Origin of the sequence: Bordetella bronchialis (assembly GCF_001676705.1) — a bacterium.
GTDB lineage: Bacteria > Pseudomonadota > Gammaproteobacteria > Burkholderiales > Burkholderiaceae_B > Bordetella_C > Bordetella_C bronchialis.
Genome location: NZ_CP016170.1, coordinates 4007948 through 4025160, shown reverse-complemented (window position 1 = coordinate 4025160; position 17213 = coordinate 4007948). Strand labels below are relative to the sequence as shown.

The following is a 17213-nucleotide window of genomic DNA, read 5'->3' as shown; positions in this document are numbered from 1 at the left end:
GCCCGGAGCAAGCATGAACGCAATCAACGAATCCTTCCTGCCCACGGGCGAAACGGCGGTGATCCGCCTGATCACCGCGGGCTCCGTCGACGACGGCAAGTCCACGCTCATCGGCCGCCTGCTGTACGACAGCAAGAGCGTGTTCGCGGATCAGCTGGACGCGATCGCGCGCGCCAAGTACAAGCGCGTGGCGGGCGACGGCATCGACTTCGCGCTGCTCACCGACGGGCTGGAGGCGGAGCGGGAGCAGGGCATCACGATCGATGTCGCCTATCGCTACTTCGCGACGCCGCGGCGCAAGTTCATCGTGGCCGATGCGCCCGGCCATGAGCAATACACCCGCAACATGGTCACCGGCGCGTCCACCGCGGACGTGGCCGTGATCCTTATCGACGCCACGCGGGCCGCCGACGGCCGCCTGCTGCCGCAGACCAAGCGGCACAGCACGATCGCGCGGCTGCTGGGCATCCGCCACATCATTGTCGCGGTGAACAAGATGGATCTCGTGGCGTGGGACCGCGCCGTCTTCGAGCGCATACGGGACGGCTACGCCGATCTGGCCGCGCGGCTCGGCATCCAGGATTTCAAGGTGCTGCCCATGTCGGCGCTGAATGGCGACAATGTGGTGGCGCCGTCCGTCCACGCGCCCTGGTACGACGGCCCGCCGCTGCTGGAGCTGCTGGAATCGCTCGATCCCGCGGCACACGATGCCGAGGCGCCCCTGCGCTTCCCGGTGCAGTGGGTGGTGCGGCACGACGGCAGCAGCGCGCAGGACTTTCGCGGCTATGCGGGCCGCGTGGCCAGCGGCGCGCTGCGGCCCGGCGACGAGGTCGTGGTGCAGCCTTCCGGCGTGGCGGCGCGCGTGGCCGAAGTGCGCGGCCACGACAGGGTCCTGTCGGGGGCCGTGGCGGGCGACTCCGTCATTGTGGTGCTGGACCGCGATGTCGATGTGTCGCGCGGCGACGTGCTCACGCACGCGGCGTCGCCTGCCCGCGTCGAGAAAGAATTCGAGGCCGAAGTCTGCTGGCTGGATGCGCAGCCCCTGAACCCGGCGCGCAAGTATCTGTTGAAGCATGGCACGCGCTTGACCGCCGCGAAGATCCGCCAGGTCGCGACACGCCGCGACATTCACGAGCTGCGCGAGGTCGATGGCGCGGACGGCACGCTGTCGATGAACGACATCGGCAAGGTCCGCATCGCCACGCGCGAGCCCTTGGTCATCGATCGCTACGACGAGGTCGCGGCCACCGGCGCGTTCATTCTGATCGACGAATCCACGCACCAGACGGCAGCCGCCGGCATGGTCCGCTGAGGGTCCCCGCGTCGCGCCGGCGCGGACCCCGCTTTTACCACGCCGATGCCCGCAAAGCCTTATTTCATGCGGGTTTTGCGGCAAAGCCACAGTGCCGGAAATAGCCTGCAGCGGCCGCCGGACTTGCGGTAAAGTGGGACGTCGCCAACAAAAACGGCGGCGGGTACTTGCCAGAAATCACTGTATGGATGTACAGTATTTTCATGGCACGTACCGATCATTCCGTTTTTGCCGGTTCTGGGTCCCCGGCTGCCGCCCCCGCCGCCTTGCGCGGTCGGGGTGCGGTTACTAATGTTCGGCATCGCTTCCAGCGTGATGACCGCAGCGCGGTCGATCCGGCGGATGAGCCGGCGCTGGCCGATCCTGGGCTCGTAGCCCCCGTTCATGGCGCCGCTCGCTTGGCCGCGGATACGGTCCAGTTTTCTGTCCCCATTTACCCAGCGGCCGCGCCGGACGCTTCCCGCCGCGCCGAACCCGCCGATCCCGCCGATCCTGCCGCCGCTTCCGATCCGTCCCATCCGGCTGAACTGCCCGATCCGTCGGAAACGACTTCGCTGGCCACCACGGTCGCGGTCGAGCAGGCACGCAAGCTCCTGTCTCGCAATGATTCTCCGGATGTCCCCTTCGACCGGGCCATCAATACCTATCGTGGCTGCGAACACGGCTGCGCGTATTGCTATGCGCGGCCCACGCATGCCTATCTCGGCTATTCGCCCGGCCTGGATTTCGAAACCCGCCTGATCGCCAAGGCCAATGCCGTCGATGCCTTGCGGGCGGAACTCGCCCGGCCGGGCTACCGGGTGGAGCCCATCAATATCGGCTCGGCCACGGACGTGTACCAGCCTATCGAGCGCAGTTGGCGGCTGACGCGCGGCGTCATCGAAGTGCTGCTGGAAACCGGCCATCCCTTGACCATCGTCACCAAGAATGCCCTGATCGAACGGGACCTGGACCTGCTGCAGGCGCTTGCGCGCCGCAGGCTGGTGGCGGTGTACATCAGCATCACGTCGCTGGACGCCGGCTTGTCGCGGGCCCTGGAGCCGCGCGCCTCGGCACCCTGGAAGCGCCTGCAGGCCGTGCGCAAGCTGGCCGACGCGGGCATCCCGGTGGGCGTGCTGGCCGCGCCCATCATCCCCTTCATCAACGACGAATTCCTGGAACGCATCGTGGACGAGGCCGCCCAGGCCGGCGCCTACTACGCCAGCTATACCGTGGTGCGCTTGCCCTGGGAGGTCCGTCCCGTTTTCGAGCAATGGCTGCAAGCGCACTTTCCCGATCGTGCGGAACGCGTGCTGCACCGTATCGAGGACCTGCGGGAAGGCAAGCGCAACGATCCCCGCTTCGGCAGCCGCATGCGGGGTACCGGTATCTGGGCCGATCTGCTGCGGCAGCGTTTCGACAGGGCCGTGCGCAAGGCCGGGCTCAACCGCCACCGCCTGCAGCTGGACACACAACAATTCATTCCCCCAGCCCCCTTTGCTTCCTCCGGGGCGGGATTTGCTCATGGACCTGCGCCCGCGAGGCAGCTGGGTCTATTCGACTAGGATGTCTCCCAAGGAGCGCTTCGCATGAACATCGCCGCCGATCCGCAGTTTCCCGCCAAATGGCCCTTTCCGCCGGCGCCGCCGGCCCGCCGTCCCCTTGGCCATGGCCGCCCGGCGGGGCGGTCGGGGCATGCCGCCGCCCCGGTCGGGGGGGACGGGGCCGCCGCCCCTGGCATGGCGCCATCCCCGGCCGCGGGCGGCGTGTCCACGCGCCAGATGGTGGTCGATGTGCTGCTGGTCGCCATGTGGGGGGCCATGATCCCCGGGCTGATGTGGCTGGGCGCGGCCGCGGGGTTCTAGGCCGGGCCGCTGGTTTACCTAAGCTGCTGATTTCATGTAAAATGCCGGGTTTGCCATACGTCATCCTCTGCATGCGGCAGGGGCCGGGCTTTTCCCTGCGGGCTGTCTTGTCAGCCCGGCGGGAACGAATTCCAGGACGAAACTCCAGGAATGCCGGCACCTACCCCTTATCCGACAACAACCGCATGGCACGATGATTCCGGAGTTCTCATGAACCTTATCGCTATCCTGGAACAGGAAGAAATCAAGCGCCTGACCGCTGACAAGACCATGCCGGCTTTCGCCCCCGGCGATACCGTGGTCGTCAACGTCAACGTGGTCGAAGGCACCCGCAAGCGCGTGCAGGCCTTCGAAGGCGTGGTGATCGCCAAGCGCAACCGTGGCCTGAATTCGGCCTTCATCGTGCGCAAGATCTCTTCGGGCCAGGCCGTGGAACGTACGTTCCAGCTGTATTCGCCGCAAATCGCCTCCATCGAGGTGAAGCGCCGTGGCGACGTCCGCCGTGCCAAGCTGTACTACCTGCGCGATCGCTCGGGCAAGTCCGCTCGCATCAAGGAAAAGCTGGTCAGCCGCCAGGCTGCCGCGCAATCGGCGCAAGCCTCCGAGGCCGCCGCGTCCTGATTGCGACGATGGGCACCGCCAGCCGGTCCCAGCGCAGCGAAGGCACCCCCAGCGGGTGCCTTTTCATTTCTGGCGCCCACATCGGCCCGCGCGTATCCAGGATATCGCCAGGGGCCTGGCTGGCCGCTTCGGAGTATCCTGGCTGCGCCTTGTCTGCCGTCCGTCGTCCCCCCCATTTGCCGTCCACCATGTGTCTTGCCCTGTATGCCTGATCAGCCTCCCTCGTCACGCCCGCGTCGTCCTATCGTGCGGCCTGTTTTCGACGCCGCGGTCCAGCCCTGGGTTGCCGCCAATGAGGGCCTGCGGGCGATCCCGCCCGAGGCGCTGGCGGTGGACGCGCTGCGGCGGGTCCTGCAGCATCCGGCCGGCTTGCCGGCGCAACTGCCCTTGAACGGCGACCTTCGCTATCCCGGCCGGGAGGGTCCGCCCGTCCTGGCTGCCGTGCTCATCCCGCTGGTCATGCGCGAGCAGGGCGTAACCGTCATGCTGACGCAACGCACGGCGCATTTGCATGACCACGCCGGCCAGATCAGTTTCCCGGGCGGCCGCATCGAGGACACGGACGCCACGCCCATCGCGGCGGCGCTGCGCGAGGCGCAGGAAGAAACCGGCCTGGCGCCGGACTGGGTAGAGGTGCTGGGCACGATGCCGGCCTATCTGACGGCCACGGGATTTTCCATCACCCCCGCGGTGGCCCTGGTGCGGCCCGGTTTCGACCTGGTGCCCGATCCCTTCGAGGTGGCGGAGATCTTCGAGGTGCCCTTGTCCTTCATTACGGACCCGGCCAACCACCGCCTGCACAGCGTCGAGCTGCCTGACGGCCGCGTGCGGCGGTACTACTCCATGCCCTGGGGAAAGTACTTCATCTGGGGGGCCACCGCGGCGATGCTGCGAAACCTGTACCACGTGCTGTGCGACCCGACGGCACGTGACACGGTGCCCGAGTAGGGCGACGGGGACTGAGAGCGCCGCCGCGTGGCGCGGCGCGGCTGTCGGGCCGCGCGCAAGCCGGTACGCGGGCAGCGGCTTGGCGCGCGGTCTTTCAATAGCGCGGCGCCGCCGCGTTTTCCTGCAGGATGCGCATGAACAGCGCGTGGCGCGCGGGGTCTATCCTGCCCTCGGCCAGGGCCTGCAGCACACCGCACCCCGGCTCGTGCTGGTGCGTGCAGTTGTAGAAGCGGCAATGCGCCGCGTAGGGCGCGAATTCCGGGAAGCCGCGCTCGATGTCTTCCCGTGTCAGGTGCTGCAGGCCGAAGGCCTGGAAACCGGGGGAGTCGATCAGGTCGCCGCCGCCCGGCACATGGTAAAGCCGCGTGCTGGTCGTGGTGTGGCGGCCCATGTCGAGCGCAGTGGAGTGTTCGCGCGTGGCGGCATTCGCGCCCGGGATCAGGTCGTTCAGCAGCGTCGACTTGCCCATGCCGCTCTGGCCGAGCAGCAGGCTGACATGCCCGGCCATGCGCGGCAGCAGCGTCGCGCGCGTGGCGTCGGCGTCCAGGGCGCTGACCTCCAGGACGGGCACGCCCAGGGCGGCGAGTGGGGCCAGGCGGGCTCGCGCCTCGTCCAGCCCGTCTCGCAGGTCGACCTTGTTCAGCACGATCAAGGGCGCGATGCCGGCGCTCCAGGCGCCGGCCAGGGCGCGGCCGGCCAGGTCGTCGGAAAACGTCGGCGCGACCGCCACCACGATAAAGAGCCGGTCGACATTGGCGGCGAACTGCTTGGCGCGCATGTCGTCGGAGCGATACAGCAGGTTGCTGCGCGGCAGGATCTGCTCGATGGCGCCTTCGTCGCGGCCCTGTGGCGCGATGCGGACATGGTCGCCCACCGCGGCGCCGGCCTTTTTGCCGCGCGGGTAGCACTGCCGTACGGTGCCATCGGCCATCTCCACCGAATAATGCCGGCCGTGGGCGGCCACGATGCGGCCCTCCAGCAGCCTGGACCCGGCCGCGTCGGCCCCCTTGCCATCCCGCTCGCCCGCCGTGTCCCTGTCCCGGGACTTGCCTTTGTCCGCCAATGTGGCGGGCATCGCCTCCGGGCGCGTGGGACGGGCAGGGCGGTCTTGGCGGCTCATCGGGTGGCCGCGGCCAAGTGGCGGATACGGACGGCCGCCGGCGGATGGCTGTCGTAGAACGCCGAATGCACCGGATCCGGCGTCAGCGTGGCGGCGTTGTCGTCGTACAGCTTGACCAGCGCCGAAACCAGCTGTTCGGCCGAGCTTTGGCGCGCCGCGTAGTCGTCCGCCTGGAATTCGTCGCGCCGCGAATACCAGCTGGCGATGGGCGTGAACAGGAAGGTAAATACCGGCACGACCAGGAAGAACAGCAACAGCGCCATGGCGTCGTTGCGGCCGTCCAGGCGCGGCAGCACGCCCAGCTGTTCGTAGAACCAGGGCTGGCGCGCCAGCCAGCCCAGCAGCGCGAAGAAGCCCAGGGCGACGAGGAAGCTGACGGCGATGCGCCGGATGATGTGCCGGCGGGCGAAATGGCCGAGCTCATGCGCCAGCACGGCTTCGATTTCGTCGGCGTTCAGGCGGGCGAGCAGGGTGTCGAAAAAGACGATGCGGCGGGATTTGCCGAAGCCGGTGAAATAGGCGTTGCCGTGGCCCGAGCGGCGCGATCCGTCCATCACGAACAGGCCGTTGATGGCGAAGCCGCAGCGTTGCATCAGCCCGCGGATGCGGTGGGACAGGTCCTGGTCGGCCAGCGGCGTGAATTTGTTGAACAGGGGCGCGATGACCATCGGAAACAGCAGCAGCGTCAGCAGGCTGAATCCCACCCACAGGCCCCAGGCCCAGATCCACCACAGCGAGCCGGCCTTGCCCATCAGCCACAGGATGGCGGCGACCAGGGGCAGCCCGATCACCGCTGTCAGGAGCAGCCCCTTGATCGCGTCGGAGATGAACAGCGCCGGCGTCATGCGATTGAAGCCGAAGCGGGCCTCCAGCCTGAACTGCCGCCAGAGGGTGAAGGGCAGTTCCAGCGCCCCCAGCAGCAGGCCGGTAATGACCAGCAGCAGCATCTGGTGCAGGAAATCGTTGCCGGTCAGGCGGCCGGCGAACAGGTCGATGGCCTGCAGGCCGCCCAGCAGCGTCAGGGCGACCAGCACGACGGCGTCGAACACGCGCTCTATCATGCCCAGGCGGACGCGGGCCACGGTGTAGTCGGCGGCGCGCTGGTGGCTGGCCAGGCCGATCCGGTCGGAGAATTCCGCCGGCACGCGGTCCCGGTGACGGATGACATGGCGAATCTGCCGGGTGGAAAGCCAGAGCCTGATGCCGATATCGATCAGCAGCAGCGCAACGAACAACAGTGTCAGCATTGGGGATCCGGCCTGGGAAACCGATATGAGAAAATCGGATTTTTAAAAGGCAAATTATATGGCTCTGAACGAGAACCGCCTGGTCTGGCTGGACATGGAAATGACCGGCCTGGATCCGGAAAAGGAACGCATCATCGAAGTGGCGGTTGTCGTGACCGAGCCCGACCTGACACTGGTGGCGGAAGGCCCGGCGCTGGTCATCCATCAACCGGACAGCCTGCTCGACGCGATGGACAGCTGGAACAAGGCCACCCACGGCAAGAGCGGCCTGATCGACAAGGTGAAGGCGTCCACCATGACCGAAAGCCAGGCCGAGGACATCCTGATCGCCTTTCTCTCACAGCATGTGCCGGCCGGCAAGTCGCCCTTGTGCGGCAATACCATCAGCCAGGACCGGCGCTTCATGTTCCGCTACATGCCCAGGCTGGAGCAATTCTTTCATTACCGCAACCTGGACGTCAGCACCTTGAAGGAACTGGCCCGGCGCTGGCGTCCGGATGTCTACAAAAGCTTCGAGAAAAAAAGCCGCCACGAAGCCCTGTCGGATATCCACGATTCCATCGACGAGCTCAAGCACTACCGCGAGCACTTCCTGAAGGTCTGAGATCGGCGGTGTGCCCGGCGTAGGGGGCCGGCATGCAGGCGCCCGGCATCGGAGCGCTCGCCTTGCCCACGCCCGCCCGCGTCAGGCGCTCGCCCGTGCCGGCGACCCTGTCGCGATTGCTTCCGCCGCCGCGGCCGCCGGGCCGCCGAAGCGCCGCAGCGCCTCCGCCGCCAGCGGCCGGTAGTGCGCCTCGCCGTGGCCGGCGACCTCCCCCAGATGCGCTTCCGAGGCCTCGAACAAGGCCCAGTACAGCCGGCGACACAGGGCACGCGCCGCATGGCCGGGCCAGTCCGTGGCCAGCATGCCGGCGGGCAGTTGCGGATCGTGCAGCACGATGCGGCGCCAGCGGTGCAGCAGCAGCATGCGGGCAGTGAATGCGGCCGCCGGCGCGCCCGGGTCGTCCGACGGTAGCCGCCCGCCTTCCAGTGCTTTCTCCAGCGGCGCGAACTGGCGTATGAACTCCCGGTATTGGCCGGCCAGCCCGTCCAGGTTCCAGCACTGCGCCGCCAGGGCCGCCAGGGGCAGGCCGCCCACGCCGGGAAGGTCCTGGGCGCTCAACACCAGGGCCTTGTCCGGTATGCCCAGCGATTCCAGGATGCCGGCGGCGGCCTGCGCGTGCCCGCGCGGGTGCGCGAATACCCCGGGCGCGACCATTCCATACCCTTCCCATTCCAGGGCGCGCCGCAGCTCCGTGCGTTCGGCCAGCCCATTGCCTGTCGTGCGCGGAATGACGACCAGGGTCCATGCGCCATTCCAGGCGGCGTCCGTCGCCCCGTAGATGCGCTGGGCCGCGTGCGCGGTATTGCGCGCGCCTTGCGGCGACAGCCGGTACAGGCTGCGCCGGCCATGGCGTTCGGCGTGCAGCCAGCCTTCGGCCACCAGGCGGAACACGCTGGTGCGCAGCAGGCGTTCGTTGATGCCCAGCGGTCGCAGCAGGGCGATGAGATCGCCCAGCCAGATGGCGCCGCCATGGGGTTCCATGGCATCGCCCAACAGGCTGACGCACAGCGATTTGGCGCGCGGCGGATCGGCCTTGATCAGGCGGGCGGTAAGGCGGTCCAAGGCGGACGCGGCAAGGGCCATGGGGCGGGAACGAGGGCGCGGTGGAAGGATCGAGACATGATACATAAATGGAATGTGATACAGAAATACGTTTGACAGACGAAATTCTGTATTAAATAATCCTCGCATCGTCATGCCGCTGGCGGCGGTGTGCAGGAGACAACCATGATGGATGCGCATGCACCGCAAACCCGGGCGCACACCGGGCCCATGCAAACGCCGCGGCCCGGCGGCCTGGATGCCGTGGATCCGGCGGAGCAGGATTTCCAGCGCCGCGTGGACGCCGGCGTGCGCATCGAGCCGCGCGACGCCATGCCGGACGCCTACCGCAGGACGCTGATCCGGCAGATCTCGCAGCACGCCCACTCCGAAATCGTCGGCATGCTGCCCGAGGGCAATTGGATAAGCCGCGCGCCCACGCTCAAGCGCAAGGCCATCCTTCTGGCCAAAGTCCAGGACGAATGCGGGCACGGCCTGTATCTGTACAGCGCCGCGGAAACCCTGGGCGCGTCGCGCGACCAGATGGTCGACGACCTGCACAGCGGCAAGGCCAAATACTCCACCATCTTCAACTACCCCACGCTGACCTGGGCCGACATCGGGATGATCGGCTGGCTGGTGGACGGCTCGGCCATCATCAACCAGATTCCGCTGTGCCGGTGCTCCTATGGCCCGTATGCCCGCGCCATGGTGCGCATCTGCAAGGAAGAATCCTTCCACCAGCGGCAGGGCTACGACCTGCTGATCCAGATGTGCCGCCACGGCACGCCGGAACAGAAGGCCATGTGCCAGGACGCGCTGGACCGCTGGTGGTGGCCCGCCCTGATGATGTTCGGGCCGCCGGACGCGGAATCGCCCAATAGCGCGCGGTCCATGCGCTGGCGCATCAAGCTGTTTTCCAACGACGAACTGCGCCAGAAGATGGTGGACCAGACGGTGCCGCAGGCCGAATACCTGGGCTTGCGGGTGCCCGATCCGGACCTGCGCTGGAACGCCCGGCGCGGCCATTACGACTTCGGCGCAATCGACTGGGCGGAATTCCGCGCCGTCCTGGACGGCCATGGCCCCTGCAACCGCGACCGGCTGCAGGCGCGCGTGCGCGCCCATGAAGAAGGCGCATGGGTGCGCGACGCCATGGCGGCCCATGCCGAAAAACGACGCCTGCGCAAGGCCGCCTGATCCGGCGCCGCACGATGCGGCAAGCCGGGGGAGACACACATGGACGACAAGCAGTGGCCTCTTTGGGAGGTCTTCATCCGCGGCCAGCACGGCCTGGCCCACAAGCACGTCGGCAGCCTGCATGCGCCGGATGCCGAGATGGCGCTGATGAATGCGCGCGACGTCTACACGCGCCGCAACGAAGGCCTGAGCATCTGGGTCGTCCGCGCGGCGGATATCGTCGCCAGCGATCCGGCCGACAAGGACGCCTTGTTCGATCCGGCACGCGGCAAGGTGTACCGGCATCCGACCTTCTTTCCCATGCCCGACGAAATCAAGCACATGTAGGACGCCGCCATGGACCGCTGCCTGTTCGATTTCGCGCTGCGCATGGGCGACACCACGCTGATCCTGTCGCAGCAACTGTCCGCCTGGTGCGGCCACGGCCCCATCCTGGAAGAGGACCTGGCGCTGACCAACACGGCGCTGGACCTGCTGGGCCAGGCGCGCCTATGGCTGAGCCTCGCGGCCGAGGCCGAGGGCGCCGGCCGCGACGAGGACAGCCTGGCCTATCTGCGCGATGCGCACGAATTCCGCAACGCGCTGCTGGTGGAGCGGCCCAACGGCAGCTACGCGGACACCATGGTGCGGCAGTTCTTCTTCGACGCCTGGCATTACTTCCTGCTGGATCGTTTGCAGGCTTCGTCGGAGCCGCGGGTCGCGGCCATCGCCGGCAAGGCGGTCAAGGAAGCCGCATACCATGCGCGCCGGTCGGCGGATCTCGTGGTCAGGCTGGGCGACGGCACCGAGGAAAGCCATGCGCGCATGCAGGCCGCGGTGGACGCGCTCTGGCCGTATACAGGCGAGCTCTTCACCGATGACGAAGCCGACAGGGAAGCGGCGCGGCGTGGGATCGCCTGTATGCTGGCCGAGTTGCGCGAGCCGTGGATGGCCCAGGTTCGTGCGGTGCTGGACGAAGCCACGCTGGCCATGCCGGATGAAGCACTGGCCGGCCACGCCGCGTATCGCGGCGGACGACAGGGACGGCATACCGAAGCGCTGGGCCCGCTGCTGGCGGAGATGCAGTTCCTGCAGCGCGCCTATCCGGGGGCGGCATGGTGAACCCGCTGCTTTCCCGCGCCACGCCGGCAGCGGCCGCGGCGCAGTCGGCCGCACCTCGGTCCGCTACGCCTGAGCCCGCCGCGCCTGTGCCGGCCGCGCCCGAACACATCGCGGCCTGGCTGGAAGCCGTGCGGGACCCGGAGATGCCCGCGCTCTCCGTCATCGACCTGGGCATCGTGCGCGAGATCGGCTGGGAAGGGCCGCCCGCGGAACCGGTGTGCGTGGTCACCATCACGCCGACCTATTCCGGCTGCCCCGCCATGCGCGAAATCACCCAGGACATCGAATGGGTGCTGCGCGGCCACGGCATCGCGGCCGTCGCGGTGCGCACGCGGCTGGCGCCCGCATGGACGACCGACTGGCTGACCGAGCGGGGGCGGCGCGCCTTGCTGGCCGAGGGCATCGCCCCGCCGGCCGAACGCGCCATCGACGTCAGCGGCATCGCGCGGCGCGCCCACGCGCCGGCAGTGGCCTGCCCGCATTGCGGCTCGGCCGATACCCGCATGCTCAGCGCCTTCGGCGCCACGTCCTGCCGCGCGCTCTACCGCTGCAACGATTGCCGCGAGCCTTTCGATTACTTCAAATCCCATTGAGGGCCGCATCGCCATGGCTGCTTCGTTCCACCCCCTGAAGGTCGTCGACGTGGCGCGCGACACCCGCGATGCCGTCGTGCTGACCTTCGAGCTGCCGCCCGCGCTGGCGGGGGATTTCGCGTTCCGGCCGGGCCAGTACCTGACTTTGCGCACGCGGGTGGCCGGCGAGGAACTGCGGCGCTCGTATTCGATCTGCTCGTCGCCGGGCGATGGCGCCCTGCGGGTGGCGATCAAGCGGGTGGACGACGGCGCGTTCTCGAGCTGGGCCAATCGCGAGCTGCGTCCGGGCGCCGTGCTGGACGTGATGCCGCCGGATGGCGAGTTCACCGTGGCGTTCGCGCCGGGCCAGGCGCGCCACTACGTCGCCTTCGCCGTGGGCAGCGGCATCACGCCGGTGTACTCCCTGATCAAGACCGCGCTGGCCACCGAGCCCGACAGCCGCTTCACGCTGTTCTACGGCAACCGGGCGTCGTCGTCGGTGCTGTTCCGCGAGGCGCTGGAGGATCTCAAGAATCGCTACATGGCGCGCTTTTCGCTGTGCCATGTCATGAGCCGCGAGACCCAGGACGTGGAGCTCTTCAACGGTCGCCTGGATGGCGACAAGGTGGCCAGCCTGCTGACGCGATGGCTGCGCGTGCGGGATATCGACTATGTCTTCCTGTGCGGGCCGCAGGCCATGATAGAAGACGTGGTCCCCACCCTGGAACGCCTGGGCGTCGCCCGTGACCGCATCAAGTTCGAATTGTTCGGCGCGCCGCGTGGGCCGCGGCGCCCGCGCGCGGGAAGCGCGGCGCCGGGCCAGGCACTATGCCGCGTGACCGTCGTGCAGGACGGGCACCGCCGCAGCTTCACCATCGCCAAGAACCGCGACAGCGTGCTGGATTCCGCGCTGGCCCAGGGCATAGAGCTGCCCTACTCCTGCAAGGGCGGGGTCTGTTCCACCTGCCGCTGCAAGGTGATGGAAGGGGAAGTGGATATGGATGCGAATTTCGCCCTGGAAGACTACGAAGTGGCCCGGGGCTTTGTACTGAGTTGCCAGAGCTATCCCGTCAGCGACACGCTGGTGCTGGATTTCGATCAGGAAACCTGAGCGGACCGGCCGGGCCCCGTCCGCGGCCCGCGCCCGCCGCTCTACCCGCCAGGGTTGTTCACCGAGGAGACTAACGTGACCGCAGATTATTTCGACCGCCACCGCGACCTGCTGGACCGCGCCGTGCGCGCCATCGCGACGCGGGAATTCTGGAGCGCCTATCCGGAATCGCCCAGCCCGCGCAATTACGGTGAAACGGCGGGCGAGGCGGGACGCCAGGCCTTCGAAGCCCTGCGCGGCGGCACCTTTCCCTTGCAGGTGGACGGCGCGGAACCGCTGGCCGGGGGCGAACGGTCCCCGTTCGGCTTCGATCTGCACATCAGCTATCCCCGCCTGTCGCCGCAGGACTCGGTGGCCGCGTCCACGCGCGCCCTGGCCAGGTGGCGGCGCGCGGGTCCCCGCGCCTGGGTCGGCGTGTCGCTGGAAATCCTGCAGCGCCTGAACCGCGCCAGCTTCGAGATCGCCCACGCCGTGCAGCACACCACGGGGCAGGGTTTCCTGATGGCCTTCCAGGCCGGCGGCCCGCATGCGCAGGACCGCGGCCTGGAGGCCGTGGCCTACGCGTGGCAGGAGCTCTCGCGCATCCCGGAAAAAGTCCTCTGGGAAAAACCGCAGGGCAAGCAGGATCCGGTACGGATGGAAAAGCACTACACCGTCGTGCCGCGCGGCGTGGCGCTGGTCATCGGCTGCTCCACCTTTCCGACCTGGAACGGCTATCCCGGGCTGTTCGCCAGCCTGGCGACCGGCAACACCGTGATCGTCAAGCCGCATCCCACCGCCATCTTGCCCCTGGCCATCACCGTGCGCATCGCCCGCGAAGTATTGGCCGAGGCCGGCCACGATCCGGATGTCGTGCTGCTTGCCCCGCATGCGGCGGGCGACGATACGGCCCAGGTCCTGGCCACGCATCCGGGCGTGGCGATCGTCGACTTCACCGGCAGCAAGGCCAATGGCGAATGGCTGGAGCAGCATGCCCGGCAGGCGCAGGTATACACCGAAAAATCGGGCATCAACACGGTCATCCTGGACTCGGTGGACGACCTGCAGGCGGCCGCGCGCAACGTGGCGTTTTCATTGACGCTCTACAGCGGGCAGATGTGCACGGCGCCGCAGAACATCCTCGTGCCGCGCGACGGCGTGCGCACCGCGCAAGGCCGGGCCGGTTTCGATGAAGTAGCCGGCGCGATCGCGTCGGCGCTGCAGGCGCTGACCGCCGATGAAGCCAAGGCCGGCGATCTGCTGGGCGGCATCCAGGCCGACGCCACCCTGGCCCGGCTGGACGAGGCGCGCGACCTGGGCCTGCCCGTGCTGGCGCAAAGCCGCGCCATCGCTCATCCGCAGTTCCAGGGCGCGCGCATCCGGACGCCGCTGCTGCTGCGGGCCGACGCCCGCCACCCCGCCATCCGGCGCGAGTGGTTCGGTCCCATCGCCTTCGTCGTGGAAACGGCGGACACGGCCCAGGCCATCGCGCTGGCCCGCGATAGCGCGCGGGACCACGGGGCGTTGACGATGTCGGCCTACACCACCGACCCGGAGATCGCCCACGCCCTGCGCGATGCCGCGGAAGAGGGCGGGGTCGCGCTGTCGCTCAATCTGACGGGCGGCGTGTTCGTCAACCAGTCGGCCGCCTTCAGCGATTTCCATGGCACGGGCGCCAACCCGGCGGCCAATGCCTCGCTGTGCGACAGCGCCTACGTGGCCAACCGGTTCCGCGTCGTGCAGGCCCGCTGGCACGTTTGATGGATGGGGCCGGCATCGCGCGGTACGCTTGCGCCATGCCGGCCTCGCACGCGCCGGCGCGACCATGCCGCAATCCCCGTTACGCGACCAGACCAGGAACGCCCGCATCATGACGACATCGTACGAAGACATCCGATTTTCGCTGGAAGACGGCATTGCCCGCCTGACCCTGAACCGCCCGGACAAACTCAACAGCTTTACCGCGCGCATGCACGGAGAGGTCGCGCACGCCCTGGATCGCGTGGAGCAAGCGCCCGCGCGGGTGCTGCTGATCACGGGTGCGGGACGCGGCTTCTGCGCCGGGCAGGACCTGAGCGAGCGCCGCACGGCGCCGGGCGCGGCGCCGGTGGACCTCGGTGAAACCGTGGAGACCTATTACGCGCCCCTGGTGCGGCGACTGCATGCCATGCCGCTGCCGGTGGTGGTCGGGGTGAACGGCGTGGCGGCCGGCGCGGGCGCCAATCTCGCGCTGGCGGGCGATATCGTCATCGCCAAGGAATCGGCCAGCTTCATCGAGGCCTTTTGCCGGCTGGGGCTGATCCCGGATACGGGCGGCACCTACGTCCTGCCCCGCCTGGTGGGCCGCGCCCGGGCCATGGGCATGGCCCTGCTGGGCGACCGGATCGGCGCGCGCCAGGCCGAGCAATGGGGCCTGATCTGGCAGTGCGTGGCCGACGACGCTTTCGAGGAAACCCTGGAACGCCTGTGTCGCCATTTCGCGGCGGCGCCCACCAAGGGCCTGGCCTATACCAAGCGCGCGCTGCACGCCAGCCTGGACCACACGCTGGACCGGCAACTGGCGCTGGAGGTCGACATGATGCGTGAACTGGGCCGCAGCGAAGACTACGCGGAAGGCGTGGCCGCCTTCCTGGAAAAGCGCGAACCGCGCTTCAAGGGGCGATGATGAACGATATGCATCCGGACGCCTTGGCGCGCGCGGTGGGCGAGACCATGTACGCCGCCGATACCGCCAGCCAGGCGCTGGGCATGCGCGTGGAGGACATCGGGCCGGGGCGCGCCACCCTGACGATGCCGGTGCGCGCGGACATGCTGAATGGACACCGCACCTGCCATGGCGGCCTGATCTTCTCGCTGGCGGACAGTGCCTTCGCCTTCGCCTGCAATTCGCGCAACGTCAGCACGGTGGCGTCGGGCTGCACCATCGACTTCCTGGCGCCCGCGCGCCAGGGCGATGTGCTGACCGCCACGGCGGCGGAGCGATCGCTGGCCGGCCGTACCGGCGTTTACGACGTCACCGTCAGCAACCAGGAGGGCCAGACGGTCGCCCTGTTCCGCGGCCGCTCCTATCGCATCAAGGGGCAGGTCGTGGGCGAGTAGGGCAAGGGGATCGCCGGCGCCCCATCGCCGGCGGCGACACGGCGCGCACGCCAGGGCATGCGCCCCGTGCCGGATAAGACAGATAACGGAGACATCATCATGGCCACGCTGAGCAAGCCGGGACTGGATCCCATCGAACACGCCAGCCGCGACGAGATCGAGGCGCTGCAGTTGCAGCGCCTGCGATGGACGCTGGCACACGCCTATGCCAACGTCCCGCACTACCGCCGGGCCTTCGATGCGGCGGGCGTGCATCCCGAGGACTTGCGGCAGCTTGCGGATCTGTCCAGGTTTCCATTCACCACCAAGCAGGACCTGCGCGAGAACTACCCCTTCGGCATGTTCGCCGTGCCACGCGAACAAGTGGCGCGGGTACACGCTTCCAGCGGCACTACCGGCAAGCCCACCGTGGTGGGCTATACCCGCGAGGACCTGGACAACTGGGCGGGGCTGGTGGCGCGTTCCATTCGCGCATCGGGCGGCCGGCCCGGCGACGTGGTGCACGTCGCCTATGGCTACGGCTTGTTCACCGGCGGCCTGGGGGCGCACTACGGTGCCGAGCGTCTGGGCTGCACGGTGGTTCCCATGTCCGGCGGCCAGACGGAAAAGCAGGTCCAGCTGATCCAGGACTTCCGGCCCGACATCATCATGGTCACCCCCTCCTACTTCTGCAACATCCTGGAGGAAATGGAACGCCAGGGCCTGGAGCCCCGCGAAGCGTCCCTGCGCATCGGCATCTTCGGCGCCGAGCCCTGGACGGGCCGGCTGCGCGAAGAGCTGGAATCCCGCGCGGGCATCGATGCGGTGGACATCTACGGATTGTCGGAAGTCATGGGGCCGGGCGTGGCCAATGAATGCGTCGAAACCAAGGACGGCCCGGTCATCTGGGAAGACCACTTCTATCCCGAGATCGTGGACCCCGATACCGGACAGCCGGTGGCGGACGGGCAGCCCGGCGAACTGGTGTTCACCTCGCTCACCAAGCAGGCCATGCCGGTGATCCGCTATCGCACGCGCGACCTGACGCGGCTGCTGCCGCCCACCGCGCGCAGCATGCGCCGCATGGGCAAGATTACCGGCCGCAGCGACGACATGCTGATCGTGCGCGGGGTGAATCTTTTCCCCACGCAGGTGGAAGAACTGGTGCTGAAAACCGGCCGGCTGGCGCCGCACTACCAATTGGTGCTGAGCCGCAGCGGCGCCCTGGACGAACTGGAGATCCTGGCCGAACCCAAGCCGGAGCTGGAAGGCATGGCCGACGCCGAGCGCGCCGCCCTGGGCGCCGAGCTGGCCCATGCCGTCAAGGCGCATATCGGCGTCAGCGCGTCGGTGCGCGTGCTGGAGTGCGGCCAGGTCGAAAGAACCCTGACCGGCAAGGCGCGCAGGGTGGTGGACAAGCGTCCGAAGTAGGATC

General features: G+C 68.3%; 19 protein-coding genes. 15 read left to right on the top strand and 4 right to left on the bottom strand.

Annotated elements, in window-relative coordinates; all coding sequences use genetic code 11:
* Positions 1 to 13 precede the first annotated feature (13 nt).
* Positions 14 to 1312 (top strand): sulfate adenylyltransferase subunit 1, encoded by a 1299-nt coding sequence (locus BAU06_RS17810; RefSeq protein ID WP_066353065.1) that lies wholly within the window; start codon positions 14 to 16, stop codon positions 1310 to 1312.
* A 59-nt stretch (positions 1313 to 1371) separates the two neighbouring features.
* On the opposite strand, the gene BAU06_RS27100 is transcribed toward BAU06_RS17810, so the two are convergent.
* Positions 1372 to 1698: a hypothetical protein gene (locus tag BAU06_RS27100; RefSeq protein ID WP_231934140.1), complete on the bottom strand. Its 327-nt coding sequence runs from the start codon at positions 1696 to 1698 to the stop codon at positions 1372 to 1374.
* Between BAU06_RS27100 and BAU06_RS17805 the strand changes: the two genes are divergently transcribed.
* The 4 genes from BAU06_RS17805 (at position 1579) to BAU06_RS17790 (ending at position 4725) form a co-directional block, all read left to right on the top strand.
* The gene (locus tag BAU06_RS17805) at positions 1579 to 2856 is read left to right on the top strand and encodes a PA0069 family radical SAM protein (protein WP_231934113.1); all 1278 of its coding nucleotides are present in this window, start codon (positions 1579 to 1581) and stop codon (positions 2854 to 2856) included. The genes BAU06_RS27100 and BAU06_RS17805 overlap by 120 nt on opposite strands.
* 24 nt (positions 2857 to 2880) lie before the next feature.
* Positions 2881 to 3156 (top strand): hypothetical protein, encoded by a 276-nt coding sequence (locus BAU06_RS17800; protein ID WP_066353063.1) that lies wholly within the window; start codon positions 2881 to 2883, stop codon positions 3154 to 3156.
* A 210-nt stretch (positions 3157 to 3366) separates the two neighbouring features.
* Positions 3367 to 3777 carry a 50S ribosomal protein L19 gene (gene rplS, locus BAU06_RS17795; protein ID WP_066353061.1) on the top strand — a complete coding sequence of 137 codons (411 nt, stop codon included), beginning with the start codon at positions 3367 to 3369 and terminating at the stop codon, positions 3775 to 3777.
* A 204-nt stretch (positions 3778 to 3981) separates the two neighbouring features.
* Positions 3982 to 4725: a CoA pyrophosphatase gene (locus BAU06_RS17790; protein ID WP_156770267.1), complete on the top strand. Its 744-nt coding sequence runs from the start codon at positions 3982 to 3984 to the stop codon at positions 4723 to 4725.
* Between the two features lie 94 nt (positions 4726 to 4819).
* On the opposite strand, the gene rsgA is transcribed toward BAU06_RS17790, so the two are convergent.
* Both rsgA and BAU06_RS17780 read right to left on the bottom strand, forming a co-directional pair.
* Positions 4820 to 5656 (bottom strand): ribosome small subunit-dependent GTPase A, encoded by an 837-nt coding sequence (rsgA, locus tag BAU06_RS17785; protein ID WP_066359296.1) that lies wholly within the window; start codon positions 5654 to 5656, stop codon positions 4820 to 4822.
* Positions 5657 to 5841: 185 nt separating this feature from the next.
* Positions 5842 to 7092 carry a M48 family metallopeptidase gene (locus BAU06_RS17780; protein WP_066353056.1) on the bottom strand — a complete coding sequence of 417 codons (1251 nt, stop codon included), beginning with the start codon at positions 7090 to 7092 and terminating at the stop codon, positions 5842 to 5844.
* A gap of 58 nt (positions 7093 to 7150) precedes the next feature.
* Here BAU06_RS17780 and orn point away from each other — a divergent pair, with 58 nt between their 5' ends.
* Positions 7151 to 7696, top strand: a complete 546-nt coding sequence (gene orn / locus BAU06_RS17775; RefSeq protein ID WP_066353055.1) for an oligoribonuclease — start codon at positions 7151 to 7153, stop codon at positions 7694 to 7696.
* An 81-nt stretch (positions 7697 to 7777) separates the two neighbouring features.
* On the opposite strand, the gene paaX is transcribed toward orn, so the two are convergent.
* Positions 7778 to 8779, bottom strand: a complete 1002-nt coding sequence (gene paaX, locus BAU06_RS17770; RefSeq protein ID WP_066353054.1) for a phenylacetic acid degradation operon negative regulatory protein PaaX — start codon at positions 8777 to 8779, stop codon at positions 7778 to 7780.
* Between the two features lie 189 nt (positions 8780 to 8968).
* Here paaX and paaA point away from each other — a divergent pair, with 189 nt between their 5' ends.
* The 9 genes from paaA (at position 8969) to paaK (ending at position 17209) form a co-directional block, all read left to right on the top strand.
* Positions 8969 to 9937, top strand: a complete 969-nt coding sequence (paaA, locus tag BAU06_RS17765; RefSeq protein ID WP_066359293.1) for a 1,2-phenylacetyl-CoA epoxidase subunit PaaA — start codon at positions 8969 to 8971, stop codon at positions 9935 to 9937.
* 39 nt (positions 9938 to 9976) lie between these two features.
* Positions 9977 to 10264, top strand: a complete 288-nt coding sequence (gene paaB / locus BAU06_RS17760; protein ID WP_066353053.1) for a 1,2-phenylacetyl-CoA epoxidase subunit PaaB — start codon at positions 9977 to 9979, stop codon at positions 10262 to 10264.
* 9 nt (positions 10265 to 10273) lie between these two features.
* A complete protein-coding gene (paaC, locus tag BAU06_RS17755; protein ID WP_066353051.1) occupies positions 10274 to 11038 on the top strand; it encodes a 1,2-phenylacetyl-CoA epoxidase subunit PaaC in 765 nt (254 codons plus the stop codon).
* Positions 11032 to 11631 (top strand): 1,2-phenylacetyl-CoA epoxidase subunit PaaD, encoded by a 600-nt coding sequence (gene paaD, locus BAU06_RS17750; protein WP_082988301.1) that lies wholly within the window; start codon positions 11032 to 11034, stop codon positions 11629 to 11631. The genes paaC and paaD overlap by 7 nt, the downstream gene beginning before the upstream one ends.
* 13 nt (positions 11632 to 11644) lie before the next feature.
* Positions 11645 to 12721, top strand: coding sequence for a 1,2-phenylacetyl-CoA epoxidase subunit PaaE (gene paaE, locus BAU06_RS17745; protein WP_066353048.1), 1077 nt, complete (start codon positions 11645 to 11647; stop codon positions 12719 to 12721).
* Positions 12722 to 12796: 75 nt separating this feature from the next.
* Positions 12797 to 14461, top strand: coding sequence for a phenylacetic acid degradation protein PaaN (gene paaN, locus BAU06_RS17740; protein ID WP_066353046.1), 1665 nt, complete (start codon positions 12797 to 12799; stop codon positions 14459 to 14461).
* Positions 14462 to 14570: 109 nt separating this feature from the next.
* Positions 14571 to 15365, top strand: a complete 795-nt coding sequence (paaG, locus tag BAU06_RS17735; protein ID WP_066353044.1) for a 2-(1,2-epoxy-1,2-dihydrophenyl)acetyl-CoA isomerase PaaG — start codon at positions 14571 to 14573, stop codon at positions 15363 to 15365.
* Entirely contained in the window at positions 15362 to 15799 is a 438-nt protein-coding gene (paaI, locus tag BAU06_RS17730; RefSeq protein WP_066353042.1) for a hydroxyphenylacetyl-CoA thioesterase PaaI, read from the top strand. The genes paaG and paaI overlap by 4 nt, the downstream gene beginning before the upstream one ends.
* 96 nt (positions 15800 to 15895) lie before the next feature.
* Positions 15896 to 17209, top strand: a complete 1314-nt coding sequence (paaK, locus tag BAU06_RS17725) for a phenylacetate--CoA ligase PaaK (protein ID WP_156770410.1) — start codon at positions 15896 to 15898, stop codon at positions 17207 to 17209.
* Positions 17210 to 17213 lie beyond the last annotated feature (4 nt).